Annotated in this window: 26 protein-coding genes; 6 read left to right on the top strand and 20 right to left on the bottom strand. The window is 62.4% G+C overall.

Annotated features, from left to right (window positions below; all coding sequences use genetic code 11):
* Positions 1-78 precede the first annotated feature (78 nt).
* From AC0L2V_RS06560 to coxB, 8 genes are all read right to left on the bottom strand, one after another.
* On the bottom strand, positions 79-834 hold the full coding sequence (locus AC0L2V_RS06560) for an SURF1 family protein (RefSeq protein ID WP_473519711.1): 756 nt from the start codon (positions 832-834) through the stop codon (positions 79-81).
* On the bottom strand, positions 831-1,217 hold the full coding sequence (locus tag AC0L2V_RS06555; protein ID WP_287236991.1) for a DUF983 domain-containing protein: 387 nt from the start codon (positions 1,215-1,217) through the stop codon (positions 831-833). The genes AC0L2V_RS06560 and AC0L2V_RS06555 overlap by 4 nt, the downstream gene beginning before the upstream one ends.
* Positions 1,218-1,403: 186 nt before the next feature.
* The gene (locus AC0L2V_RS06550; RefSeq protein ID WP_027152361.1) at positions 1,404-2,285 is read right to left on the bottom strand and encodes a cytochrome c oxidase subunit 3; all 882 of its coding nucleotides are present in this window, start codon (positions 2,283-2,285) and stop codon (positions 1,404-1,406) included.
* A 1-nt stretch (position 2,286) separates the two neighbouring features.
* Positions 2,287-2,928, bottom strand: coding sequence for a cytochrome c oxidase assembly protein (locus AC0L2V_RS06545; protein WP_091596178.1), 642 nt, complete (start codon positions 2,926-2,928; stop codon positions 2,287-2,289).
* Between the two features lie 8 nt (positions 2,929-2,936).
* The gene (locus tag AC0L2V_RS06540; RefSeq protein ID WP_077381685.1) at positions 2,937-3,098 is read right to left on the bottom strand and encodes a hypothetical protein; all 162 of its coding nucleotides are present in this window, start codon (positions 3,096-3,098) and stop codon (positions 2,937-2,939) included.
* A gap of 2 nt (positions 3,099-3,100) precedes the next feature.
* Positions 3,101-4,045, bottom strand: a complete 945-nt coding sequence (locus AC0L2V_RS06535; RefSeq protein ID WP_023799324.1) for a heme o synthase — start codon at positions 4,043-4,045, stop codon at positions 3,101-3,103.
* 76 nt (positions 4,046-4,121) lie between these two features.
* A complete protein-coding gene (gene ctaD / locus AC0L2V_RS06530) occupies positions 4,122-5,771 on the bottom strand; it encodes a cytochrome c oxidase subunit I (protein ID WP_419696255.1) in 1,650 nt (549 codons plus the stop codon).
* Positions 5,772-5,808: 37 nt separating this feature from the next.
* Complete coding sequence (gene coxB, locus AC0L2V_RS06525; RefSeq protein ID WP_473519710.1) at positions 5,809-6,687, bottom strand: cytochrome c oxidase subunit II; 879 nt, start codon at positions 6,685-6,687, stop codon at positions 5,809-5,811.
* 354 nt (positions 6,688-7,041) lie between these two features.
* Here coxB and AC0L2V_RS06520 point away from each other — a divergent pair, with 354 nt between their 5' ends.
* The 3 genes from AC0L2V_RS06520 to AC0L2V_RS06510 all read left to right on the top strand — a co-directional run bounded on the left by AC0L2V_RS06520 (position 7,042) and on the right by AC0L2V_RS06510 (position 9,663).
* Entirely contained in the window at positions 7,042-7,683 is a 642-nt protein-coding gene (locus AC0L2V_RS06520) for an invasion associated locus B family protein (RefSeq protein ID WP_473519709.1), read from the top strand.
* Positions 7,684-7,925: 242 nt separating this feature from the next.
* Entirely contained in the window at positions 7,926-9,338 is a 1,413-nt protein-coding gene (gene tldD, locus AC0L2V_RS06515) for a metalloprotease TldD (RefSeq protein WP_473519708.1), read from the top strand.
* 43 nt (positions 9,339-9,381) lie between these two features.
* Positions 9,382-9,663 carry an AbrB/MazE/SpoVT family DNA-binding domain-containing protein gene (locus AC0L2V_RS06510; RefSeq protein ID WP_473519707.1) on the top strand — a complete coding sequence of 94 codons (282 nt, stop codon included), beginning with the start codon at positions 9,382-9,384 and terminating at the stop codon, positions 9,661-9,663.
* A gap of 125 nt (positions 9,664-9,788) precedes the next feature.
* Here AC0L2V_RS06510 and AC0L2V_RS06505 read toward each other — a convergent pair whose 3' ends face one another.
* The 4 genes from AC0L2V_RS06505 to AC0L2V_RS06490 form a co-directional block, all read right to left on the bottom strand.
* A complete protein-coding gene (locus tag AC0L2V_RS06505; protein WP_473519885.1) occupies positions 9,789-10,322 on the bottom strand; it encodes an RES family NAD+ phosphorylase in 534 nt (177 codons plus the stop codon).
* Positions 10,288-10,659 (bottom strand): antitoxin Xre/MbcA/ParS toxin-binding domain-containing protein, encoded by a 372-nt coding sequence (locus AC0L2V_RS06500; RefSeq protein WP_027152353.1) that lies wholly within the window; start codon positions 10,657-10,659, stop codon positions 10,288-10,290. Before AC0L2V_RS06500 ends, AC0L2V_RS06505 begins: the two co-directional genes overlap by 35 nt.
* 85 nt (positions 10,660-10,744) lie before the next feature.
* Positions 10,745-11,986: a class I SAM-dependent RNA methyltransferase gene (locus AC0L2V_RS06495; protein ID WP_473519706.1), complete on the bottom strand. Its 1,242-nt coding sequence runs from the start codon at positions 11,984-11,986 to the stop codon at positions 10,745-10,747.
* Positions 11,983-12,777 carry a TlyA family RNA methyltransferase gene (locus AC0L2V_RS06490; RefSeq protein ID WP_473519705.1) on the bottom strand — a complete coding sequence of 265 codons (795 nt, stop codon included), beginning with the start codon at positions 12,775-12,777 and terminating at the stop codon, positions 11,983-11,985. Before AC0L2V_RS06490 ends, AC0L2V_RS06495 begins: the two co-directional genes overlap by 4 nt.
* Positions 12,778-12,950: 173 nt before the next feature.
* Here AC0L2V_RS06490 and AC0L2V_RS06485 point away from each other — a divergent pair, with 173 nt between their 5' ends.
* Complete coding sequence (locus AC0L2V_RS06485) at positions 12,951-13,352, top strand: GFA family protein (protein ID WP_287178261.1); 402 nt, start codon at positions 12,951-12,953, stop codon at positions 13,350-13,352.
* A gap of 120 nt (positions 13,353-13,472) precedes the next feature.
* On the opposite strand, the gene AC0L2V_RS06480 is transcribed toward AC0L2V_RS06485, so the two are convergent.
* Positions 13,473-14,135 carry an FMN-dependent NADH-azoreductase gene (locus tag AC0L2V_RS06480; protein ID WP_473508708.1) on the bottom strand — a complete coding sequence of 221 codons (663 nt, stop codon included), beginning with the start codon at positions 14,133-14,135 and terminating at the stop codon, positions 13,473-13,475.
* A gap of 98 nt (positions 14,136-14,233) precedes the next feature.
* Between AC0L2V_RS06480 and AC0L2V_RS06475 the strand changes: the two genes are divergently transcribed.
* Positions 14,234-15,097, top strand: coding sequence for a LysR family transcriptional regulator (locus tag AC0L2V_RS06475; protein ID WP_473508709.1), 864 nt, complete (start codon positions 14,234-14,236; stop codon positions 15,095-15,097).
* A gap of 100 nt (positions 15,098-15,197) precedes the next feature.
* Here the strand turns inward: AC0L2V_RS06475 and dxs are convergent, their stop codons facing one another.
* The 6 genes from dxs to AC0L2V_RS06445 all read right to left on the bottom strand — a co-directional run bounded on the left by dxs (position 15,198) and on the right by AC0L2V_RS06445 (position 20,663).
* Positions 15,198-17,138 carry a 1-deoxy-D-xylulose-5-phosphate synthase gene (dxs, locus tag AC0L2V_RS06470; protein WP_473519704.1) on the bottom strand — a complete coding sequence of 647 codons (1,941 nt, stop codon included), beginning with the start codon at positions 17,136-17,138 and terminating at the stop codon, positions 15,198-15,200.
* Positions 17,139-17,347: 209 nt separating this feature from the next.
* On the bottom strand, positions 17,348-18,268 hold the full coding sequence (locus AC0L2V_RS06465) for a pirin family protein (RefSeq protein WP_473519703.1): 921 nt from the start codon (positions 18,266-18,268) through the stop codon (positions 17,348-17,350).
* A gap of 10 nt (positions 18,269-18,278) precedes the next feature.
* On the bottom strand, positions 18,279-18,545 hold the full coding sequence (locus AC0L2V_RS06460; RefSeq protein ID WP_023799339.1) for a DUF2277 domain-containing protein: 267 nt from the start codon (positions 18,543-18,545) through the stop codon (positions 18,279-18,281).
* A 110-nt stretch (positions 18,546-18,655) separates the two neighbouring features.
* Positions 18,656-18,907 (bottom strand): exodeoxyribonuclease VII small subunit, encoded by a 252-nt coding sequence (locus AC0L2V_RS06455; protein WP_023799340.1) that lies wholly within the window; start codon positions 18,905-18,907, stop codon positions 18,656-18,658.
* Positions 18,908-18,910: 3 nt separating this feature from the next.
* Positions 18,911-19,837, bottom strand: coding sequence for a histone deacetylase family protein (locus tag AC0L2V_RS06450; protein ID WP_473519884.1), 927 nt, complete (start codon positions 19,835-19,837; stop codon positions 18,911-18,913).
* A gap of 181 nt (positions 19,838-20,018) precedes the next feature.
* Complete coding sequence (locus tag AC0L2V_RS06445; RefSeq protein WP_473519702.1) at positions 20,019-20,663, bottom strand: TetR/AcrR family transcriptional regulator; 645 nt, start codon at positions 20,661-20,663, stop codon at positions 20,019-20,021.
* Between the two features lie 119 nt (positions 20,664-20,782).
* Between AC0L2V_RS06445 and AC0L2V_RS06440 the strand changes: the two genes are divergently transcribed.
* Positions 20,783-22,006 carry an MFS transporter gene (locus AC0L2V_RS06440; protein ID WP_473519701.1) on the top strand — a complete coding sequence of 408 codons (1,224 nt, stop codon included), beginning with the start codon at positions 20,783-20,785 and terminating at the stop codon, positions 22,004-22,006.
* A 62-nt stretch (positions 22,007-22,068) separates the two neighbouring features.
* On the opposite strand, the gene ribB is transcribed toward AC0L2V_RS06440, so the two are convergent.
* The gene (gene ribB / locus AC0L2V_RS06435; RefSeq protein WP_128245615.1) at positions 22,069-23,169 is read right to left on the bottom strand and encodes a 3,4-dihydroxy-2-butanone-4-phosphate synthase; all 1,101 of its coding nucleotides are present in this window, start codon (positions 23,167-23,169) and stop codon (positions 22,069-22,071) included.
* Positions 23,170-23,358: the final 189 nt, after the last annotated feature.

Below are 23,358 nucleotides of genomic sequence, written 5' to 3'. Positions count from 1 at the left end.
GTAGCGTGAACTCAAGTCTTGAACTCAAGGCGCGAAATGAGGTGCGCACCCCTGCCCTGTCAAGGGCACCAGTGCTGATCATTCTTCTTTCGCCGGGCGGCGAAGCCTGAAGATGAGGACGCCGGCAAGGGCAGCGGCAAGGCCGTACCAGGTTACGGCATATTGCAGATGGCTGTTCGGCAGCTCGATGATTGTCACGCCGCCGACCGGCAGCCCGCCCGGGTTCGGCGTGGCGTCCGCGTCGATAAAGAATGGCACCAGCCCCGCACCGGCCGGCAGACCGGCGCTGGCCGCCATGGCGTCGCGATCCTTCCAGTAGAAGATGTTTTTCTGCGGATCATTGTCGGGAAGCATCATCGAGGGCTTTGCCGGCAGCGGATTGCGGGCGAGCCCCGTCACCGTCACTTGGCCCGCACCCTGGCTTTGCGGACGCTTGGCTGCGTCCTTGAGATCGTACGGCACGAAGCCGCGATTGATCAGGACGAAGCGGCCGTCCTCCAGATGCAAGGGCGTGAAGACATCGAAACCGGACTGGCCTTCCCAGGTCGCGAAGAAATGTCGCTCGCCTTGATGCAGGAAGGTGCCTGATGCCGTCACCGGCGTGTAATCCACATCGCCGCTGGCGGCAAACCGCTTTTCGACCTCGGCCAACGGCACGGGCGCTGAGTGCGTGCGCTGGTCGATGGTCTGGAGAAGACCCTCTTTCCAGTACAGGCGCTGGACCTGCCAGGTGCCGAGCGCCAGCAGGATGAAGAACAGCACGAGGCCAAGCCCAAGCAGCAATGCCGTCTTCGGCCGCGAACGGCCCGCAATCGAAGCGGATGTCGTGCTCATTCGCCGAGGTCCAGCCTGCCCTCTGCCGCCTTGTTGCGGTATTGCAGCGTCAGGAGCACACCCTTGATCAGCCTGAGCGCGCCCAGGCAAAGCACCAGCGTCAGCGGTATCCACAGCAGGAAGTGCAGCCAGAGTGGCGGGCTGAGCGTCACCTCCATCCACAGCGCCAGACCGACGACGATGAAGCCGATGATCAGGATGACGAACACCGCCGGACCGTCGCCGGCATCGGCGTAGGAATAGTCGAGGCCGCAATTGGCGCAGCGTTCGCCGACGGTGAGGAAGCCGGAAAACAGCCGGCCCTCGCCGCAGCGCGGGCAGCGGCCGCGCAGGCCAGCCGAAATCGGATCGATTGCTGGCCAGATCGCCTTGTCGTCGCTCATTCCGATACCTTAATGCATGTCGCGCAAAAGTGCGCAGCGGTTTTGCGATAACGACATGCATAAAAACAAGAACTTAAAGCGCGTCGCATGAATCCATTCAGCCGCGACGCGCTTTAATGCCCTTCACCCCAAAAGGTAAGGCGGCCACGTCGCCGCAGCCGCCTCATCGATTTCCTCAGGAAGATTTCAGTGGCCTTCGATGACCGCGCCGCTCGAGGCCCAGACATAGATCGACGCGAACAGGAACAGCCAGACCACGTCGACGAAGTGCCAGTACCAGGCGGCGGCCTCGAAGCCGAAATGGTGCTTGGGCGTGAAGTCGCCCTTCATCGCGCGGACCAGGCAGACCAGCAGGAAGATGGTGCCGATGATGACGTGGAAGCCGTGGAAGCCGGTCGCCATGAAGAAAGTGGCGCCGTAGATCGAATCCCTGAAGCCGAACGGCGCGTGCATGTATTCGTAAGCCTGCACCATGGTGAACAGGATGCCGAGACCGACGGTCAGCACCAGGCCGTTGATCAGCCCCTTGCGGTCGCCATGAAGCAGCGCGTGGTGCGCCCAGGTCACCGTAGTGCCCGACAGAAGCAGGATGACGGTGTTGTAGAGCGGCAGGTGGAAGGGGTCGAGGACCTCAACGCCCTTCGGCGGCCAGACACCGCCGGTGAAGGTGGCGCGGGCATATTGCTGTGCCTCGCCGGGAAACAGGCTGGCGTCGAAGAAAGCCCAGAACCAGGCGACGAAGAACATCACCTCGGAAGCGATGAACATGATCATGCCGTAGCGCAGATGCAGCGACACAACACGCGTGTGGTGGCCTTCATGCGCTTCCCTGATGGTATCCGACCACCAGGCGTACATGGTGTAGATGACGATCAAGAGGCCGATGAAGAACAGCCACGGATTGGCGATGTTGAAGCCGAAGATCGGGAAATCGCCGCCCTTGAGATACTGCATGTAACAGACGCCGCCGATCGCGGTGACCAACGCGCCGACCGATCCGAGGAATGGCCACGGGCTCGGGTCGACGAGATGGTAGTCATGTTGTGGTTTTGCGTGCGCGTCTGCCATATCAACCCCCGAGGCTTCGTTCGGTATGTGAAACTTTGTTGCTTGTGCCTTCGGCCGGCACTGACGACACGACCGGCTTCTTCTTCTCGTTCTTCTCGACCGGGAACATCGTGTAGGACAGGGTAATCGTCTTCAGGTCCTTCAATTCCGGCGCGTTGACGATGTCGGGATCTACATAGAACACGACCGGCATGTCCAGCGTCTCGCCAGGCTTCAGCGTCGTATCGGTAAAGCAGAAACACTCGACCTTGTTGAAGTAGGATCCCGCAAATTCCGGCTGCACATTAAAGGTCGCGCGGGCCGTGGTGGCGCGGACGAATTTGTTCGTGGCGCTATAATGCGCCTGCGCCGTCTCGCCTATCTTGATGGTGACGGAGCGGGCGACCGGCTCGAACTGCCAGGGCACGCCGGCCGTGTTGGCGTCGAAACGGATGGTGATATCGCGGTCGAGCACCCGGTCGGCATATTGCTGCGTTGCGCGTTTCACAGTGCCGCCGTAACCGGTCGCCTGGCAGAACATCGCGTAGAGCGGCACCGCGGCATAGGCCATCCCGATCATGCCGCCGAAAAAGGCGATGCAGACGCCGGCGACAACGCGGTTGGTGTTCTTCTTTTGAGGATTGGTCACTGTTTGGCGGTTCATCTTGAGCCTCACATGGTTCCGGTGAGGTTGTGACCGAATTTCACGACGGTCGCGATGTAGAAGATGACGACAAGCACCGCCAGCGCCAAGCCGATGGCTACCGAGCGGTTGCGCCGGGCCTTCTGCTGGCGCTCCGTCAGCGTGACGAGTTCAAGCTTCTTGTCGGCCATGGTCATGCTCCGCCCGTGGCCAGCGCGCGCCCGACAACGCAGTCGGCAAGGTAGATGGCGAAGATGGCGAAGAGGTAGAGCAGCGAATAGCCGAACAATGCCTTGGCTGGCTTCATCACATGGTCGTCATCCGCCATCCGTAGCACCTGCCACGCATACCAGACGAAGCCGGCGCCAAGCAGCACCGCAAGGACGCCATAGACGGGTGTGGTGAAGCCGAGCGCCCATGGCAGCACGCCAACCGGCGCAAGGATCAGCGCATAGGCGAAGATCTGGCGTCGGGTCGAAGCCTGGCCGGCGACATTCGGCATCATCGGGATGCCGGCCCTGGCATAGTCCTCGGACTTGAAGAGGGCGAGCGCCCAGAAATGCGGCGGCGTCCACAGGAAGATGATCAGGAACAGGACGACGCTTTCCAGGCTGACGGTTCCGGTCACCGCGGCCCAGCCGATCACCGGCGGAATGGCGCCGGCAGCACCGCCGATGACGATGTTCTGCGGGGTCCAGCGCTTCAGCCACATCGTGTAGACGACGGCATAGAAGAAGATGGTGAAGGCCAGGAGCGTCGCCGACAACCAATTGACCAGCACGCCGAGCGTCATCACCGACAGCACCGACAGCACCAGGCCGAAACTCAGCGCCTCGCCTGGCCGGATGCGGCCGGCCGGCACCGGACGGCTGGCGGTCCTGGTCATCACCGCATCGATATCGGCGTCATACCACATGTTGAGCGCGCCGGACGCGCCAGCACCAATGGCAATAGCGAGGATCGCGATCACCGCCAGAAGCGGATTGATGGCCACAGGTGCCGCGACCAGGCCGACAAAGGCGGTGAACACCACCAGCGACATGACACGCGGCTTCAACAGTGCGAAGAAATCGCCCGCCGTCGCTTCCGACATGCGAAAGCCCGGTTCGTCAGTCAAGGTGTCGTCGACAAGGGCCATGCGTACTTAAAGTCCATCATTCCGTTGGCCAAACCGCCGGGCGAACCGGCGATTCAGTATTCGCCCAGGCAGAAGCCTATTTGATCTTCGGCAGCTGTTCCCACTGGTGGAAGGGCGGCGGCGAAGGCAGCTGCCATTCAAGCGTCGTCGCACCCTCGCCCCATGGATTGGCGCCGGCCACCCGCTTCTTCTGGAAGGCCTCGAACACGCCATAGAGGAAGATGACCACGCCGACGGCCGAAATATACGAGCCGTAGGACGACACCATGTTCCAGCCGGCAAACGCATCCGGATAGTCGATGTAGCGGCGCGGCATGCCTGAAAGTCCGAGGAAATGCTGCGGGAAGAAGACGAGGTTGACGCCGACGAAGGTAACCCAGAAGTGGGTATTGGCGATGACAGGCGAATACATGTAGCCGGTCATCTTCGGGAACCAGTAGTACCAGCCGGCGAAGATGGCAAAGACCGCGCCCAGCGACAGCACATAATGGAAATGCGCGACCACGTAATAGGTGTCGTGCAGCGGGCGGTCGAGACCGGCATTGGCAAGCTGGACGCCGGTAACGCCGCCGACGGTGAACAGGAAGATGAAGCCAATCGCCCACAGCATCGGGGTCTTGAGCGAAATCGACCCGCCCCACATGGTGGCGATCCACGAGAATATCTTCACGCCCGTCGGCACCGCGATAACCATCGTGGCGAAGACGAAATAGCGCTGCGTGTCGAGCGACAGGCCGGTCGTGTACATGTGGTGCGCCCAGACGATGAAGCCGACCGCCCCGATCGCCACCATGGCATAGGCCATGCCGAGATAGCCGAAGATAGGCTTCCTGGAGAAGGTCGAGACGATGTGGCTGACGATGCCGAAGCCCGGCAGGATCAGGATGTAGACTTCCGGGTGCCCGAAAAACCAGAACAGGTGCTGGAACAGGATCGGGTCGCCGCCGCCGTCGGGCGCGAAGAAGGTGGTGCCAAAATTGCGATCGGTCAAAAGCATGGTGATGCCGCCGGCCAGAACCGGAAGCGACAGCAGCAGCAGGAAAGCGGTGATCAGCACCGACCAGGCGAACAGCGGCATCTTGTGCAGCGTCATGCCAGGCGCGCGCATGTTGAAGATGGTGGTGATGAAATTGATGGCGCCGAGGATCGATGAGGCGCCGGCGATGTGCAGCGACAGGATCGCAAGATCCATCGCCGGTCCGGGCTGGCCCGAGGTCGATAGCGGCGGATAGATCGTCCAGCCGCCGCCGACGCCGTAGGCGCCAGGCGCGCTCGGCACGAAGGCCGAGATGATCAGCAGGATGAAAGCCGGTGGCAGCAACCAGAACGAGACGTTATTCATGCGCGGGAATGCCATGTCCGGCGCGCCGATCATGATCGGCACCATCCAGTTGGCGAAGCCGCCGATCAACGCCGGCATGACCATGAAGAAGATCATGATCAGCGCATGGGCGGTGGTGAAGGCATTGTACATGTTCTTGCCGCCGTCGAGCGCAGCGTCGGCGTTCAAGCCGTAGACCATCTGCGCCAGGCCGGTGAAAATCTGGATCCCAGGCTCCTGCAGTTCCATACGCATGACGACCGAAAGGGCAGCGCCGACGCAGCCCGCCATGATCGCGAAGATCAGGTAGAGTGTGCCGATATCCTTGTGGTTGGTCGAATACACCCACCGCACCCAGCCATGATACGGCTTGTGGTCGTGGTCGTGAGCTGCAGCGTCTGCCATGTTCGGCTCCGTTCCCTGATCTTTTCTGGTCGCGGCATCAGTTGCCGGCGGCCGCTACCTTGTCTTTGCCGTCGACCTCGGCCATCAGCGCCTTGTTGGCGCCGGGAAGGTCGGTGCCGGCTGCTGCCAGCCAGGTCTTGTACTGGGCGTCGGAGACGACGCGGATCGCGATCGGCATGAAGGCGTGGTCCTTGCCGCAGAGCTCCGAGCACTGGCCGTAATAGAGGCCTTCCTTTTCCGCCTTGAACCAGACCTCGTTGATGCGACCCGGAACCGCGTCGGTCTTGATGCCGAAGGACGGCATGGCAAAGGCGTGGATCACGTCTGCCGCCGTCACCAGTACCCGGGTCATGGTGTTGACCGGCACCACCATCTCGTTGTCGACGGCGAGCAGGCGCGGATAAGCGCCGCGGTCCTCCTTGCCGGCCGCGGCGCGGTCAGTATCCGCCAGGATCGCCGAGTTGAAGGAAAGCGTGTTTTCGGTCTGGTATTCGTAGTCCCAGTTCCACTGGTTTCCCGTCGCCTTGACGGTCAGCTTGGCTTCCTCCGGCGGTGTATATTGCGCGGTCAGGAGCTGGAACGAGGGGATGGCGAGCAGGAGCAGGACGACGACCGGCCCAACCGTCCAGATCACCTCGATCAACGTGTTGTGGCTGGTGCGCGACGGGGTCGGGTTGACGCTCGCGCGAAACTTCAGGATGCAATAGGCGATGAGAAAGAGCACGAAGAGGGTGATCGGCACGATGAACAACAGCGTATAGCCCTCGAACCGGGCGATCTGCCGCATCATGTCGGTGGCTGCGGGCTGGAAGGTCATCTCCCACGGCGCAGGCTGGGCCGCATGGGCGGATGCACCGGTGAACAGTGTGGCGGCAGCGCTTGCCAGGAGTTTGGCGCCTGCTAGGAATTTTCTCATTGCCGTCATTATCTCCCAGTTCCTCGCGATCGGACCGCAAGAATATCGAACAACGCCGGGACGGGAATCCCGGATAGTCCCGAGGCTGGTTCAAACCATACTCTATTTGCCTCTGCAAGAAAGGAGCGGGGGAAACCGTGCGGCATTTTTGCGCGCAAGCGCGGCTGCGCCTTGTGGCGGCGGCCGCGGCGGTGTCGGACCCGCGAATGCCCGAGCGGCGGAGTGTCCCGGCAAAATGCGCCGGGCCGTCGCAATTCGGGCGAATTTGGCACGGAAAAGCGCACAATTGCCTTGGTCGAGGCAGGCCGGCAGTGGTCTCATCCTTTACTTGCCCTTGGCGCGGCTTAAAGTGCCGTGATTCGCAATGGAGCCGTCATGAACTCTTGGCTTTGGGGACTTGGGCTTTCGAGGCTTGGGCATTCGAAACTTGGGCTTTCGAAACTTGGGCTTTCGAGAAGCTTGTCGAAAGTCATCCTTCTCGCTGCCGTGTCTAGCGTTGGCCTTGCTGGGATCGGCTTGTCCTATGTTGGCGCGTTTGGCGTCAGCCAGGCCAATGCCGCGCAGCCAAGCGGCAAGGTGCGGACGACGCATGGCGCATGGTCGATCATCTGCGACACGCCGGCTGGCGCCACATCGGAACAATGCGTGATGATGCAGAACGTCGTCGCCGAAGACCGTCCCGAGATGGGGCTTTCCGTCGTCGTGCTGCGCACCGCCGACAACAAGGCCGAAATCCTGCGCGTGCTGGCGCCGCTCGGCGTGCTGCTGCCCAACGGGCTCGGCCTCAATGTCGACGGCAAGGACATCGGCCGGGCCTATTTCGTGCGCTGCTTCCAGGACGGCTGCTATGCCGAGGTCATTCTCGAAAAGCCGCTGCTCGACACGCTGAAAACCGGAACGTCGGCCACCTTCATCGTCTTCCAGACGCCGGAGGAAGGCATCGGCATTCCGGTCGAGCTCAAGGGTTTCGCCGACGGTTTCGCCGCGCTGCCTTGAGACGGGGCGAGAGGCCCAAAACCCTGCTGACGAAAATGAGATTGGGACCGCCTTTGGCTACAGCGCCGCGCATTCAAGGACGCGCAAAGGACGCTGTAGCGCTTCGATTTTGCGCATGATCCTTTCCGCAAATCGATTCCGATTTTCGGGGTCATGCACAGACAATGGTCATTGCCGATTGTCTGGACGCACCTTCGCGCCTACATCGTGAGGACAATCTCTTTCCACGGACGGACCGCGCCATGAACAGCCTGATCGGCCAATTCGACATTTCCGACGATCGCATCAAGCAGATCGTCGCCGAGACCATCAACGGCGCCGACGACGGCGAGTTGTTCCTCGAATACAGCGAGAGCGAAGCGCTGATGTTCGACAATGGCCGGCTGAAGACCGCCAATTTCAACACAGACCAAGGCTTTGGCCTGCGCGCGGTCGCCGGCGAAGCGAGCGGCTACGCGCATTCCAGCGATCTTTCGGAAGCATCGCTGCTGCGCGCGGCCGACGCTGTGTCAACCGTCAAGAGCGGCTATTCCGGCACGCTTGCTGCGGCTCCCGCCCGCACCAACCGCCATCTCTATGGCGACGACAACCCGATCCCCTCGCCCTCCTTCGAGGCCAAGGCCAAGCTCCTTCAGGAAATCGATGCGTGGCTGCGAGCCGAGGATCCGCGCGTGCGGCAGGTGACGGCGTCGCTCGCCGCCTCCTGGCAGCATGTCGAGATCGTGCGTGCCGACGGCCAGATGGTGCGCGACATCCGCCCGCTGGTCAGGATCAACGTGTCGGTGGTGGTCGGCAACGGCGACCGCCAGGAGAGCGGCTCCTTCGGCATGGGCGGACGCAAAGGGTTTGGCGAATTCCTGGTCGAGGACAGCTGGAAACACGCCGCCAAGGAGGCGCTGCGGCAAGCGCTGGTCAACCTCGAGGCCATTCCGGCCCCCGCCGGCACCTTTGACATCGTGCTGTCCAGCGGCTGGCCGGGCGTCATGCTGCACGAGGCCGTCGGCCACGGGCTGGAAGGCGACTTCAACCGCAAGAAGACATCGGCCTTCGCCGGGCTGATGGGCCAGCAGGTGGCAGCAAAAGGTGTCACCGTCGTCGACGACGGCACCATGGCCGAGCGGCGCGGCTCGCTGACCGTCGACGATGAAGGCACGCCGTCGGCCCGCAATGTGCTGATCGACGACGGCAAGCTTGTCGGCTATATGCAGGATCGCCAGAACGCCCGGCTGATGGGCATGAACGCCACCGGCAACGGACGGCGCGAAGGCTACGCGCACCAGCCGATGCCGCGCATGACCAACACCTATATGACTTCAGGAGACATGGAGCCGGACGAAATCATCGCCTCGGTCAAGAACGGCATCTATGCCGTCTCCTTCGGCGGCGGCCAAGTCGACATCACCTCGGGAAAATTCGTGTTCGGCTGCACCGAGGCCTACATGATCGAGAACGGCAAGGTGACGCAGCCGATCAAGGGCGCCATGCTGATCGGCAATGGGCCGGATGCCATGCATCGGGTTGCGATGATCGGCAACGACATGAAGCTCGACACCGGCATCGGCATGTGCGGCAAGGCCGGCCAGGGCGTGCCGGTCGGCGTTGGCCAGCCGCACCTCAGGATGAACCAGATGACGGTTGGCGGAACGCGGGTTTGATAGAAGCTGCGGTTTTTGTCTTACATTCAGAGGATGCGCCGCGATGGCCAACCCGGAAAGACTCGTAACCACTGTCTCGACCAAGGGGCAGGTCACCCTGCCCAGCGCGATCCGCAAGCGGAGGGAATGGGACGCCGGCACACGTCTTCTGGTCGAAGATACTCCGCAGGGCGTGCTACTGAAGCCTGCACCAGACTTCGCCGAGACACGGCCAGAAGACGTGTTTGGATCCCTGCCCCGTAGAGACAGGCCGAAGACGTTGGAAGAAATGGACGCGGGTGTGCTGGCCGAAGCGCGGCGGCGCGGCCGGTTCGAACTGCCCTAAAGCGCGTCGCGTTTGACCGGCCCCATGCGACGCGCTTTAGGGTGTTGTTTTATGCATGTCGTTATCGCAAAACCGCTTCACACCCTCGGGTCCAGGCCCAAGGGCATGCTTTTGCGCGACATGCATTAAAGCCATGAAGCCGCCGTTTTCGGCAAGCGATCGTCGGGATCGATGACCTTCAGACGGGGTGTGTTGCTCTCGTTCCATCGCCACAGCGCGACGCATGTGCCGCCGGGGGACATGAAGGCGGGGTAGATCACGCCATGCTGCCCATCGGCAATCAGGCGATCTCTCAGCGTGTGCGTCTCAGGCACCAGGCCTTGATCCATGATGTCGCGCCATTCACATCGGTGAATGTCTGCCGTGACGCCGAGCTTGATCAGCACATCAGCGTCCGTCAGGTCGGCCAGCCGCGCGCCTGAAAGTTCGAGCTTAGCAATCAGCGCCGGATGCTGGACAAAGCCCTGATTGTACTCCGCCCAAGCAGTGGACAACTCGCCCGCGGCATAGATCGTCGTGGCGCCCACTGGATTCCAGCGACCGCCAAAGCGGGCTGCTCCTTCGCCGGAAGGCGGCAGATGCGCCCAACGCGGCACGAAGGCGCGCCATAGGCTCAGTCTGTTTTCAGGCATAGATGCCGGAGCGGACTGCCTCCAGATAGGCAAGCACCTTGTCCGTCTTGCCCTCTCGAACGAGATCGTAGGCGGTCTTTCCCGCCCAGCCGGGGATCGGCTGATGCTTGAACCAGATCGCCGCACGCTGTTCATCGCCGGCCATCTCGCCTGCCATCGCAAGGATACGGACAATCGGACTCAATGCGGCGTCGACCTTGCGCGCGCCGGTCTTGGCGGCAAGCGTGTTGCGCGCGACGCCGATCAGGCCCGCCAGTTCGGTCAGATTGACGCCCAGCAGTTCAGCCACCCGTCTTGCCGAAAGAAATGGCGTCCGCTCGTCGCCAAAGCGCGATGCTCTGATATCGAGAGCTGCGGTATTCATAACAGTTTCCCCGCACATTTTGAACAGAACACGTTCAAAGTATGCTCATTTTACGCGAAATTCAAGCTCAACAAGTGCGGACTCGCTACCGCCTTCGCTTCGGCTTCTCCAGAAGCGCGACGGCCTCAACATGCGGCGACCACAGGAACTGGTCGATCGGCGTCACGCTTTTCAGGGCGTAGCCGCCGTCGACGAGGATGCGCAAGTCGCGCGCCAGCGTAACCGGATTGCAGGAAACCGCGGCGACAAGCGGCACGTCGGAACGGGCAATCTGCCTCGACTGGTCTTCGGCGCCGGCGCGAGGCGGATCGAAGACGACGCCATCGAAGGCATTCAACTCCTTGAATGTGAGCGGCCGCCGAAACAGGTCGCGGCGTTCACTGGTCACCCGCTTCAGACCGCTGGCGAAACGGAATGCCCGGTCGAGCGCCGAAAGCGCTGCCGCGTCACCCTCCACCGCATGGACTTCCGACTTGGCGGCGAGACGCAGCGCGAAGCTGCCGCAGCCGGCGAAGAGATCGGCGATTTTTTTGGCACGCGCGAGGTGCCGGCCGACGATGTCGGCCATCGCCTGCTCGGCGGCCTCGGTCGCCTGCAGGAAGGCGCCCGGCGGCACCGCGACGGCGACGCTGCCGAACGTGACAACTGGCTTTTTGGGCTCGATGACGATCTCGCCATCGATCGAAAGCCTGGCCAATCCCTGGGCGATGACGAAATTGGAGGCGACGCGGCGCTGGTTCTCGCCGAGCTTGCCGGACTCGTGAACCGCGACATCGAGGCCGGAACCGGTTACCGTGACCGTCATGCGGAACGATTTCGTCGTTGCGCAAACCAGTTCGGCGAGTGCTCTCAGACGGTCGAGCATTGAAACGATCTCCGGCAGCGAGATCGGGCATTCCTCGATGGAAATGATCTCGGACGACAACGCCCGAACGAAGCCGAGCAGCATGCCGGCCTCGCTGCGCCGGGCGGTGAACACGACGCGCCGGCGCGTCTGCGGCGCGCACGGCACCAGCGCGTCAATGTCGCAACTGATGCCCCTGCTGTTGAGCGCATGCGCAACCTTGTCATGCTTCCACCGATGATAGGCTTCGGCCTCGAGATGCTGGATGGCGCAGCCGCCGCATTCGGTGAAATGCCGACAGGCAGGGTCGATGCGAAGCGCCGAAGCCTCCAGCACCGACATCAGCGTGGCACGGTCCCTTTCGCGCGCGGCGGTGACGGTTTCACCGGGCAGCGTGAACGGAATGAAAAGCTCGCCGGTTCCGGTCTCGGCGACGCCGTCGCCCTGGGAGCCCAGCCGTGTGATCGTGAAGCGCGCGGTCATCGGCCTCCGATCCCCCTGTTCTCGATACCGGCGTCCTTGATCCCGGCGAGCAGGAACTCGCGGTTGCCGTCGCCGCCTTCGATCGGCGACAGATGCAGTCCGAGCGAGCGCCAGCCGGGGACGCCGTCCAGCCAATCCTGCAGCAGGCCGGCAACCCGCGCGGCATCGTATGGGTCTTTCAGCAAGCCGCCCTTGCCGATCGCCTCGCGGCCCGCCTCGAATTGCGGCTTGACCAGAAATATTGCTTTGGCGCCGCTCCTGGCAATGGCGAGCGCCGGCGGCAGCGCCAGTTTCAACGAGATGAAGCTGACGTCGGAGACGATAAAATCCGGAATTCGATCGGCAAGATCGGCGGTCGAAAGATCACGGGCGTTCAATCCCTCGATAACAGTCACACGCGGATCGCCGGCGATATCCGGATGTATCTGGCCATGCCCAACATCGATCGCCGTGACATGCGCCGCGCCACGTCCGAGCAGCACTTGAGTGAAGCCTCCGGTCGAGGCGCCGACGTCGAGCGCTTCGCTGCCGGCTGGATCGAGGTCGAAATAGTCGAGCCCGGCGATCAGCTTCAGCGCAGCACGGGACACATAGCCCTGCGCCGGATCATCGACTTCTATGAGGCAATCAGCCCGGACGGTCTGGCCGGGCTTGCGGGCGATGACGCCGTCAACCATCACGGTGCCGCGCTCGATCGCGTCGCGGGCGCGAGAGCGGCTGGGAAACAGGCCGCGCGCGACGAGGACTTCGTCGAGCCGCTGGCGTGTGCTGGCTGGCAAACGGGAGTTCATCGGCCTTCATGGCGAAAGCCTGTCACGAAGGCAAGGATATTGGGGAAGACAACGAACATCTCGCCAAAGCGGCGAGCGCATCAGGCCGCGCCACAAACTGTTGAATATCGCACTGGGTCCGGCACAATGTTGGGAACAATGCTCGTGTTGCTGCCAGAACGTGAGGAGGACGAATGCTGACCGGAACCTGCCATTGTGGCGCGGCCCACTGGATTTTGGAAGGCGATCCCGGCTCGATCACAGCCTGCAACTGCACGCTTTGCCGCCGCTATGGCGCGCTGTGGGCTTACGATTATGTCGACGAACGCATCCGTCTTGCGGGACCGACAAGTGCTTATACGCGCTCCGGAAAGGATGCCCCGTCGCTCGAGATCCTGTTCTGTCCGACATGCGCCTGTGTGCTGGCCTGGCGTGGTTTGCGCGCCAGTGCCGCCGGTCGCACTCGGATCGCCGTCAATGTGAGGCTTGCGCCGCCTGACACCGTCGCCGACTTGCCAATCGACCATTTCGATGGTCTCCACACGTTCGAGGACCTGCCTGGCGATGGTCGCTGCGTGCGCGATATGTGGTTCTAGTGCATGTCGCGCGAAAACATGCCCTCGGGCTCGAACCGAGGGTGCTCCGTCGCACCATAAGGCGACCTTCCCGGCGAGTCTCCAGAGCCGCCCTTCTTGTCCGCAGCAAGCGCTTCGTAATCATGCAATCGCCTCTGTTGTCTGCGACAGCAGGTCTTCCGCCAGCTGTAACGCGGCCGCCCGTGCATCTTGGCGAGCCGCATGGTCAATATCGGGTCCAAAGAGGGTTTTCTGGATGATTAGACTGCGGACATCTTCGATACCGATGAAGCGCAACCACGCTTCTACATAGGGTTTTTGAAAGTCGAAGCGCTGCGCCGGCGTGATGGATTGCGCCGCATAGTCGAGACCTCGCGCATGGACGACCACGGCGGTCTTATCCCGGAGCAGTCCTGCGAACCCGTGTTCAGGGTCGAACGAGAAAAGGATGTCCTTCTGCGATACCAGGTCGATGAAGTGCTTGAGTTTGTAGGGAATGCTGAAATTCCACAGGGGCGTCGACAGCAGGACAATATCCGCCCAGTGCAGTTGTTGCGCCAATTCTTGCAATGTGGCCCATGCCTGCTGTTGAGAAGGGGTAAGCGGCGTGCCGCTGAGCCCGGCATATTTGGCCAACATCGCGTCCTCACCGAATTCGGGGAGGTCGACATCCCATAGATCGAGCGTTGAAATCGCCAGGTCGGGTCGCCGAGCACGACAGCTTTGAACAAAGGCCTCGGCGACCTCACGCGAGGCGGAACGCTCTTTACGGGGCGAGGAAACGATATGCAGCACCTTGGTCATGGATCATCCTTGCTCATTGTGACGAACCGTATTGCGTCATATTTTAATTCGATATAAAAATTGAGATTATCGACAGTATTCATCATGGATCAGAATATATGCTGGAATTAGTCCTGCTCAGGACGTTCGTCGCCGTGTTCGACGAAAGCGGCTTCAGTCGGGCAGCGGCGCGACTGAACCTTACGCAGTCGGCCGTCAGTGGGCACCTGCGTCGTCTCGAAGAGCAGGTCGGAAAGCCGTTACTCAAAAGGACGACGCGCTCGTTTGAGATAACACAAGATGGCGAGCGCCTGCTCGCCTATGCAAGGGCGATGCTCGCCCTTAACCGGGATGCTTTGGCCGATCTGGCGCAGGCACCCTTTCACGGCAGAGTTCGCGTCGGCCTCTCGGAAGACTTCGCACAGGTCCCCATCCTTCGCGCCTTGCAGGCATTCGGCGCTGATCGCCCCGGATTGCAGGTCGAGGTGCAAGTCGGGATTCCGGGTGCGCTGCTCTCGAAGATGAAGGAGGGCAACATCGAACTGGTGCTCGGATCCCAGTGTGAGGGTGAGGAGATGGGGCGCCTCCTGTGGCGCGAGCCTCTTGTCTGGGCATGGGCGGATCATACCGGCGTGGATCTTCCGGACCCGCTGCCATTGGCCGTGTTGCCGGTACCCTGCCCCTACAGGGAAGTTGCTCTTGAACGGCTTGCCAAGGCCGGGATCAGCCAGCGCACGGTGATGATATGCACCAGCAACGCCAGCCTGAGGGCGGCTGCCATGTCAGGCTTCGCTGTAGCGCCGATGATCGTCAGTCAGCTGAGAAACGGCCTGGTCAGGGTACCCGAAAGCTACGGTCTGCCAGAGTTGCCAGAAGCGCAGTTCAGGCTATTTGCCGCATCGAAAGGCGATACTTCCGTCCTCGAAGGACTGGCGGAGGCCATCATGAATGCCGTTCCTCGAAGGCACGCTGGCGGATCCTGAACTCGCACAAACGCTTGCGTAGGCGAATGCCAAATGACAACGCAAACAGTCAGTTACGACCGCCGGTCGTCAAACTGATGCAAGCCTTTGAGATTTTGATTCAGGCGCTTTGCGCGCTGGCGGTGCGTCCCAGCGCCACAAAGACGGTGCGCACGATGCCGGCGGCATCTAGCCCGGCGTCGGCATACATCTTTTCGGGCTTGGCGTGATCGACGAAGCTGTCGGGCAACACAAGCGGGCGTACCTTCAGGCCGTTTTCCAGCAGCCCTTCATGGGCCAGGAATTGCAGCACGTGGCTGGCGAAGCCGCCGATCGCGCCCTCTTCCACTGTCACCAACACTTCGTGCGAACGGGCCAGGCGCCGGATCAGGTCCTCGTCAAGCGGCTTGGCGAAACGAGCATCGGCGACCGTAGTGGAAAGCCCTGCCGCGCCGAGTTCCTCGGCCGCAGCCAGGCAATCCTGCAGCCGCGTGCCGAAGGAAAGCAGCGCAACCTTGGTGCCCTCCCTGACGATACGGCCCTTGCCGATTTCGAGAACCGAGCCACGCTCCGGCAGGTCGACGCCGACGCCGTTGCCGCGCGGGTAGCGGAAGGCGATGGGGCCGTCATCGTAGCTTGCCGCCGTGCGCACCATGTGTCGCAGTTCCGCCTCATCTGCCGCGGCCATGACGACGAAACCGGGCAGCGTCGCCAAAAAAGTCGTGTCGAAGGCGCCGCAATGGGTCGCCCCGTCGGCCCCGACGAAGCCGGCGCGATCGATCGGGAAGCGCACCGGCAGTTTCTGGATCGCCACGTCGTGGACGACCTGGTCGTAGGCACGCTGCAGGAAGGTCGAATAGATCGCCGCGAAAGGCTTGAAGCCTTCGGTGGCAAGGCCGGCGGCAAAAGTCACCGCATGTTGCTCGGCGATACCGACATCAAAAGTCCTCGCCGGGAACGCCTCGCCGAAGAGGTCGAGGCCGGTGCCGTTCGGCATGGCGGCGGTGATGGCGACGATGCGATCATCTTCGCGGCCTTCCTGGATCAGGCTGTCGGCAAAGACTTTCGTGTAGCTCGGCGCGTTGGCCGGCGCCTTGGCCTGCGCGCCGGTGATGACGTCGAATTTGTTGACGCCATGATATTTGTCGGCGGCCGCCTCGGCCGGTCCATAGCCCTTGCCCTTCTGGGTCACGACGTGGATCAGCACCGGACCGTCGGCATTGTCGCGGACGTTCTTCAGCACCGGGATCAGGTGCTCGAGATTGTGACCGTCGATCGGGCCGATGTGATAAAAACCCATTTCCTCGAACAGCGTGCCGCCGGTGACGTAACCGCGCGCATGCTCGACCGCCCGCTTGATGGCGCGATCGGCGCGCTCGCCGAGATAGGAGGTCAGCTTCTTTCCGAAATCGCGCAAGCCCAGATAGGCCTTGCCCGACGCCAGGCGGGCCAGATAGGCGCTCATCGCCCCGGTCGGCGGAGCGATCGACATGTCGTTGTCGTTGAGGATGACGATCAGCCGGGCATCGAGCGCGCCGGCATTGTTCATCGCCTCATAGGCCATGCCGGCCGACATGGCGCCGTCGCCGATAACGGCAATGACATTGTTGCGGCCCCCGGAGAGATCGCGTGCCATTGCCATGCCGAGGCCGGCGGAAATCGAGGTCGAGGAGTGGGCGGCGCCGAACGGATCGTATTCGCTCTCGGCGCGCTGGGTAAAACCGGACAGGCCGCCCTCTTGCCGCAGCGTGCGGATACGGTCGCGGCGGCCGGTCAGGATCTTGTGCGGATAGGCCTGGTGACCGACATCCCAGATCAGCCGGTCGTCTGGCGTGTTGAAGACATAGTGCAGTGCCACCGTCAGTTCGACCACGCCAAGCCCGGCACCGAGATGTCCGCCGGTATGCGACACGGCATCGATCAACTCGGTGCGAAGCTCCGATGCCAATTGCGGCAGATGACGTTCGTCAAGCGTCCTGAGGTCGGCCGGGATGCGGACCTTGTCGAGAAGTGGCGTATGGAGCTTTGCGTTCACTGGTGCTGGGGCCTGCTTTTTATTCATCTGCGAAATAGGCTGCTGGCCGGCGAATGTAAATGCGTGCGAGTGACGCGGCATAGCTTCAAACTGTTAGGGTTTCGTTTACGCGTCAAAAAGGACGCGCGGCGCTCTAAAGCGCGTCGCGTTCGACCGACCTCACGCGACGCGCTTTAGGTTGTTGTTTTATGCATGTCGTTATCGCAAAACCGCTGCACACTTTTGCGCGACATGCATTAATCGTTCGGCAGCGGAATGAACTCTTCTTCATCCCCCGGAACGATATCGAAACGGCCTGTCTTCCATTCTTCTTTCGCCTGTTCGATGCGTTCCTTCGACGATGACACGAAATTCCACCAGATGTAGCGCTTGGAGCCGAGCGAGGCGCCGCCGAACAGCATGAAATGCGCTCCACCCTCCGACGACACGACGATCTCGTCGCCGGGCCGGAACACCAGCAGCCGCTCTGCCGGGAAGCGGTCACCGGAGATCGAAACCTCGCCTTCCAACGTATAGATGGCGCGCTCCTCGGCATCGGCTGGGATTTTCACGCTGGCGCCGGGCGCCAGGCTGAGGTCTGCATAGAGCGTGTCCGAAGCGGTCACGACCGGTGACCGCAACCCGGAAAACGCGCCAATGACAACGCGTCCGCTGACGCCTTCAGCGTCGATCTCGGGCAGACGCATGGCCGCGGTATTCTCGAAGATCGGGTCGACCTCCTCTTTATCGTCCGGCAGCGCCAGCCATGTCTGCAGGCCGGAAACCGACATCGGCGCACCGCGCAGCTCCTGCGGCGTACGCTCGGAATGGACGATGCCGCGACCGGCGGTCATCAAATTTACGTCGCCGGGCTGGATGACCATTTCGGTGCCGAGCGAATCGCGATGCCTGATCTTGCCGTCGAACAGGTAAGTGACCGTCGACAGGCCGATATGGGGATGCGGGCGGACATCGAGCGCCTGGCCGGCCCGCAAAATCGCCGGTCCCATGCGATCGAAGAAGATGAACGGACCGACCAGCCGACGCCTGGCGGTCGGCAAGGCACGGCGAACCTGAAAGCCGCCAATGTCCTTGGCGTTCGGAATAACCATCAGCTCGATCTGGTCGCTGGCGAAGGCGTCACCGGGCAGAGGGTCGTTTCCGGGGAAGAAGCTCATGCGGTCTTCCTCAGGCGAAGCGGAGTGCAGACCTGGCTTTCGCCTTGGCCGCCACCTCGTCGCGATTGCGCGGATGCTGTGTCGTCTCGAGGCTGTCCAGCAATTCGCGCGCAGACGCGGCTATGGCCTCGACGGCGTGATCGAACGCATGCTGGTTCTGTTTCGACGGCCGTGTCGTTCCGCTCAGCTTGCGGACAAACTGAAGTGCGGCATCGCGGACCTCGTCATCGGTTGCCGGCGGATCGAAATTGAACAGGGTCTTGATGTTTCTGCACATCGTTCGCAATCTCCTCTCGTCCTGGAGCCGTTTCAAGCGGGATGAGTATTATCCTCAATCATGATCATGTCGAAAAGCCGCACGGCGAAATTATCGTCCGGGACCGTGCCTTACTCCGCATCCAGCGGCTCGGTCCCCACCGGCTTGCCGTCGCGCGAAAGCCTGATCTTCTCGACCTTGTCCTCGGCCGCCTTGAGCAGCCGGTCGCAATGGAGTTTTAGCGCCTCGCCGCGCTCATAGATGCGGATCGATTGGTCGAGCGGCACGTCGCCGCGCTCCAGATCATCGACGATTTTCTCCAGCGCGTCGAGCGCCTGCTCGAAGCTCATCGCCTTGACGTCTTCGTTGCTCTCACCAGCCATCGTCTATCCTTTCATCAGTCGCCCGACATGGGCGGCGACCGAAAATGCCAATCCCTGCAGATCGTAGCCGCCCTCGAGCAGGCTGACGAGCCGGTTGCCGCTGTGGCGACCGGCGCGCTGCATCAACTGGCCGGTTGCCCAGTCGAAATCGTCCTCGGTCAGGTTGATCTCGGCCAGCGGATCGCGGTGGTGCGCGTCGAAGCCAGCCGAAATGATGATGAGGTCGGGCGCGAAATTGTCGAGCGCCGGCAAGATCCGCGACAGGAAAGCGTCGCGGAAAACCTCGCTGCCGGTCTGTGGCGCCAGCGGCGCGTTGACGATGTTGCCGGCGCCGGTTTCGCTCACCGCCCCGGTCCCCGGGTAAAGCGGCATCTGGTGCGTCGAGCAATAGAGCACCGACGGATCGTCCCAGAAAATATCCTGCGTGCCATTGCCGTGGTGGACGTCCCAGTCGACGATGGCAACACGCTCGGCCTGGTGCTGCCGTTGCGCGTAGCGCGCCGCGATCGCCGCGGTGTTGAACAGGCAGAAGCCCATGGACGTGGTCTTTTCGGCGTGGTGGCCGGGCGGCCGGGCGGCGACAAAGACATTGGCCACGTCGCCCCGAAAGACATCGTCGACGGCGGCGTTGGCAGCGCCGATCGCCGTCACGGCCGCCTGCCAGCTTTTCGGACTGGCGGTGGTGTCGGCGTCAACACGAGCGATACCGATGTCCGGTATCATGGCGCGGACCCGTTCGACGAATTCCTGCGGGTGTGCGTAGAGGATGGTGGCCTCGTCGCCTTCCGGCGCCTCGACACGATCGAGGGCCGCAAAGACCTCGTCGTCGAGCACGCGCTCGATGGCGCGCAGGCGGTCCGGCCGCTCCGGATGACCGGGCGGCGTTATATGCTCGAGAAAGATCGGGTGGGTATAAAGCCTTGTGACCATGCCCCCGATATAGGCGCGCCCGGCGGCTTTGACCATGTTTTGCAACCGCCAAAGGCAGACGTTCAACAGGGTTTAGGCGTTGGGTGCTGGTTGGGTCCGGCGCGAGCTGCCCGAATCTTGAGGCGCGCTTCGCCCGTCCCATTCGAGGTCGCGCCTTGCCTTTGGCGGTCTTGATACAGGCTCAGGCCGGCGATTTGTCCACCTCAACCGGTGCTTGTGGACCGCCAGTGCTGCGGCCTTGCCTGAGCAGTCCCTCCAAAAGCACGTTGAACGCCTTCACCGCCTTTTTCGACGTCGCTTCTGGATTTTCCGAGTTTGCGATCCACTGCGCGGCATGTAGCGAGGCGCCGCTGACCAGCCTTGCTGCGGCTTCGGGATCAACGGCAACGATGGTTCCCTCGTCCCTCAGCTTTTGAAGGTTCTCGCTCATCGAGCGGATGCATTCGTTCTGGCTCGGCCATTGCGAAGGATCGCCGAGCACCGCCGGTCCGTCGCGAAGGACAATACGCTGGATCTCCGGCTCCAGCGCCATCTCGATATAGGCGGTGCATTCGTCGACAAAGCCCTGCCAGAGAGTGTCCGCCCTGACTGAGACGATCTTCAACCGGGCCAACATCTCCGCGTCGATCTCGGCGATGACCGCCTGGAGAAGGCCCTTCTTGTCGCCGAAGTGATGATAAAGCGCGCCGCGCGTCAGCCCGGCCGATGCGGTGAAGTCGTCCATCGAGGCCTCGGCATAGCCGACAGTGCCAAAGGCATGGCGCGCCGCCGCGACCAGTTTGGCGCGGGTTTCGGCGATCATCTCCCTGCGTGGTTTGTGCCCCATTCGCTCATTCCTTCACATACGTCTCGTATATTATTTGACATACGCGTCGTATGTCATTATCTGATTTGCATACGCCGCGTATATAAGTGGCTCGGCCTCAAAAATCCAGGAGTGTTCCCATGCCCAATCCTTATCGCGAAATATTCAAGGCAAGGGGAGCCAAGGGCTTCGCTGCAGCCGGCTTCGTCGCCCGGATGCCGATGGCCATGGCTCCGATCGGAATCGTCGCCATGCTGTCGCAGACGCATGGCGAGTACTGGCTGGCCGGCGCCGTCTCCGCGACATATGCGCTGGCCAATGCTTTTGTCGCGCCGCAGATATCGCGGCTGGTGGACCGCCTCGGCCAGGCGCGGATTGTGGCGCCCACCACCGTTATTTCCGTGCTCGCCTTCGTAGTGCTGATTACGGCGGCCAATCAGGACTTGCCGATATGGACACTGTTCGTGTCAGCGCTGCTGGCCGCCGCAATGCCCAGCATCCCAGCGATGGTGCGCGCGCGCTGGACAGAGCTCTTCCGGGATCGCCCCGAGATGAACACGGCGTTCGCCTTCGAGTCGGCGGCGGACGAGCTGGTCTACATCGCCGGGGCTTCGCTGTCGGTTGGCCTGAGCGTCGCGCTTTTCCCGGAAGCGGGAATGCTGGCGAGCACATTGTTCCTCGCCTTCGGCTCGACAGCTCTCATCCTGCAGCGCTCGACCGAGCCGCGCGTGCGACCGGTCGACCAGGGTTCGCGCGGATCGGCAATCCGCCTGCGGCCCGTCCAAATCATCACCTTGGCCCTGATCTTCATCGGCGCGACCTTCGCAACCACCGAGGTGAGCACCGTGGCGATCACCAAGGAGCTCGGCCAGCCGGGCGCCGCCAGCCTCGTCATCGGCGTCTATGCCCTCGGATCGTTCGTCGTCGGCATCGTCCTCGGCGCTCTGAACCTGAAAACACCGCTGCAAATTCAGCTTGCCATCGCGATCGCCATCATCGCGCTCACCACGCTGCCGCTGCTTGTCGCAGACACGGTGCCGCTTCTGGCGCTGGCTGTCTTCGTTAGCGGTGTGGCGATCTCGCCGACCTTCATCACGGCATTCGGCCTGATCGAGCGGCGCGTGCCGGAGGCGATGCTGACCGAGGGCGTGACCTGGGTCATGACCGGCATTGGCATCGGCATGGCGCTCGGCTCCTTTGCCGCCGGATGGGTGGTGGACGCCTTCGGTGCACAGAGCGGCTTCCTGGTGTCGGTGGCGGCGGGCACTGTCGCGCTGGTCACCGTGCTGCTCGGAATGCGCAGCCTTGCCACGGCGGATAGTGACATCTCCGCGCGCGACGCAGCCGCGGTTCCTGCCGAATAAATGTCCGCCTCTACGTCCGGTCCCGGCGGGGCCGGACGTATGCCAGCGCCGCCAGACCGGTTTTAAAGAATCTCGGTCTTGGCGATATGGATGCCAAAACCTTCGAGGCCGACATAGTGGCGTTCGCGCGAGGCAATCAGGTTGATCGAGGAAATGCCCAGGTCCTTCAAGATTTGCGCGCCGAGGCCGATCTCGCGCCATTCGCTTTCGCGGCGGCGCGCCTCTTCATGGTCCTCGCGGTCGCCGGCGGCCGGCCGGTTGCGTTCCTGATGGGCGACGCCGACGGAACCTTCGCGCAGATAGACGATGACGCCGCGCCGGCGCTCGCCCATCGATTTCATGATGCCGTCCAGCCTGTGGCCGGTGCCGAAGACGTCAGTCACAACATCCTCGGAATGCAGTCGCACGGGCACCTCCTCGCCGTCGCGGATGTCGCCGAAGACGATCGCCACATGGTGCATCGAGTCCCAGGGCAGCGTGTAGGTGAAGACCTGCGCCTTGCCGCCGGGCGTGTCGATCTCCGAACAGGCGACACGCTCGACCAGTGTTTCCTTGCGCTGCCGATAGGCGATGAGGTCGGCGACCGAAATCTGCTTCAAACCGTTCTTTTCGGCGAAGGCCTGCACCTGCGGGCCGCGCATCACGGTGCCGTCATCATTGACCAGCTCGGAAATGACACCGACCGGCGGCAGGCCGGCAAGCTTGCACAAATCGACCGCGGCTTCGGTATGGCCCGAACGCATCAGCACACCGCCTTCGCGCGCAATCAGCGGAAAGATGTGGCCGGGGCGGACGAAATCGGAGGCGCCGACATTGCCGTTGGCAAGGTTGCGCACGGTCAATGTGCGGTCGTCGGCCGAAATGCCGGTCGTGGTGCCGTGCTTGAAATCGACGCTGACGGTGAAGGCGGTGGTGTGGGCCGAGTCATTGTCGGCGACCATCGGCGACAGGTTGAGGCGCTTGGCCTCCTCGCGCGGCATCGGCGTGCAGACGATACCAGAGGTATTGCGGACGATGAACGCCATCTTTTCCGGCGTGCAATGGACGGCGGCGACGATCAGGTCGCCCTCGTTCTCGCGCCCGTCATCGTCCATGACGACGACAATCTCGCCGCGTTCGAAGGCGCGCAGGGCTTCGACGATCTTCTTCTGGTCGTAAGGCATAAGGTGCTCGCTTCGCTCGCGGGAGTAGGGGAGTAGGGGAGTAGGGGAGTAGGGGAATAGGGAAAAGAAGAAAGTTTGTCACCTCGGCAGGTCGCTTAACATACTCCCCTACTCCCCTATTTCCCGAAGACCCAACACCCCTCCCCCGCGGGGCCCCAAGCCCCCAAAAGTGTTACGCGGTAGCCCCCG

This window comes from Mesorhizobium sp. WSM4814 (assembly GCF_055811595.1).
This window is presented reverse-complemented; position numbering and strand designations above follow the sequence as displayed.

Excerpts from the sequence above, each read along its gene's own strand:
- AC0L2V_RS06560 (WP_473519711.1), bottom strand. The coding sequence starts at position 834 with ATGAGCACGACATCCGCTTCGATTGCGGGCCGTTCGCGGCCGAAGACG.
- AC0L2V_RS06555 (WP_287236991.1), bottom strand. The coding sequence starts at position 1,217 with ATGAGCGACGACAAGGCGATCTGGCCAGCAATCGATCCGATTTCGGCT.
- AC0L2V_RS06550 (WP_027152361.1), bottom strand. The coding sequence starts at position 2,285 with ATGGCAGACGCGCACGCAAAACCACAACATGACTACCATCTCGTCGAC.
- AC0L2V_RS06545 (WP_091596178.1), bottom strand. The coding sequence starts at position 2,928 with ATGAACCGCCAAACAGTGACCAATCCTCAAAAGAAGAACACCAACCGC.
- AC0L2V_RS06540 (WP_077381685.1), bottom strand. The coding sequence starts at position 3,098 with ATGGCCGACAAGAAGCTTGAACTCGTCACGCTGACGGAGCGCCAGCAG.
- AC0L2V_RS06535 (WP_023799324.1), bottom strand. The coding sequence starts at position 4,045 with ATGGCCCTTGTCGACGACACCTTGACTGACGAACCGGGCTTTCGCATG.
- ctaD (WP_419696255.1), bottom strand. The coding sequence starts at position 5,771 with ATGGCAGACGCTGCAGCTCACGACCACGACCACAAGCCGTATCATGGC.
- coxB (WP_473519710.1), bottom strand. The coding sequence starts at position 6,687 with ATGAGAAAATTCCTAGCAGGCGCCAAACTCCTGGCAAGCGCTGCCGCC.
- tldD (WP_473519708.1), top strand. The coding sequence starts at position 7,926 with ATGAACAGCCTGATCGGCCAATTCGACATTTCCGACGATCGCATCAAG.
- AC0L2V_RS06510 (WP_473519707.1), top strand. The coding sequence starts at position 9,382 with ATGGCCAACCCGGAAAGACTCGTAACCACTGTCTCGACCAAGGGGCAG.
- AC0L2V_RS06500 (WP_027152353.1), bottom strand. The coding sequence starts at position 10,659 with ATGAATACCGCAGCTCTCGATATCAGAGCATCGCGCTTTGGCGACGAG.
- AC0L2V_RS06495 (WP_473519706.1), bottom strand. The coding sequence starts at position 11,986 with ATGACCGCGCGCTTCACGATCACACGGCTGGGCTCCCAGGGCGACGGC.
- AC0L2V_RS06490 (WP_473519705.1), bottom strand. The coding sequence starts at position 12,777 with ATGAACTCCCGTTTGCCAGCCAGCACACGCCAGCGGCTCGACGAAGTC.
- AC0L2V_RS06485 (WP_287178261.1), top strand. The coding sequence starts at position 12,951 with ATGCTGACCGGAACCTGCCATTGTGGCGCGGCCCACTGGATTTTGGAA.
- AC0L2V_RS06480 (WP_473508708.1), bottom strand. The coding sequence starts at position 14,135 with ATGACCAAGGTGCTGCATATCGTTTCCTCGCCCCGTAAAGAGCGTTCC.
- AC0L2V_RS06475 (WP_473508709.1), top strand. The coding sequence starts at position 14,234 with ATGCTGGAATTAGTCCTGCTCAGGACGTTCGTCGCCGTGTTCGACGAA.
- dxs (WP_473519704.1), bottom strand. The coding sequence starts at position 17,138 with ATGAATAAAAAGCAGGCCCCAGCACCAGTGAACGCAAAGCTCCATACG.
- AC0L2V_RS06465 (WP_473519703.1), bottom strand. The coding sequence starts at position 18,268 with ATGAGCTTCTTCCCCGGAAACGACCCTCTGCCCGGTGACGCCTTCGCC.
- AC0L2V_RS06460 (WP_023799339.1), bottom strand. The coding sequence starts at position 18,545 with ATGTGCAGAAACATCAAGACCCTGTTCAATTTCGATCCGCCGGCAACC.
- AC0L2V_RS06455 (WP_023799340.1), bottom strand. The coding sequence starts at position 18,907 with ATGGCTGGTGAGAGCAACGAAGACGTCAAGGCGATGAGCTTCGAGCAG.
- AC0L2V_RS06450 (WP_473519884.1), bottom strand. The coding sequence starts at position 19,837 with ATGGTCACAAGGCTTTATACCCACCCGATCTTTCTCGAGCATATAACG.
- AC0L2V_RS06445 (WP_473519702.1), bottom strand. The coding sequence starts at position 20,663 with ATGGGGCACAAACCACGCAGGGAGATGATCGCCGAAACCCGCGCCAAA.
- AC0L2V_RS06440 (WP_473519701.1), top strand. The coding sequence starts at position 20,783 with ATGCCCAATCCTTATCGCGAAATATTCAAGGCAAGGGGAGCCAAGGGC.
- ribB (WP_128245615.1), bottom strand. The coding sequence starts at position 23,169 with ATGCCTTACGACCAGAAGAAGATCGTCGAAGCCCTGCGCGCCTTCGAA.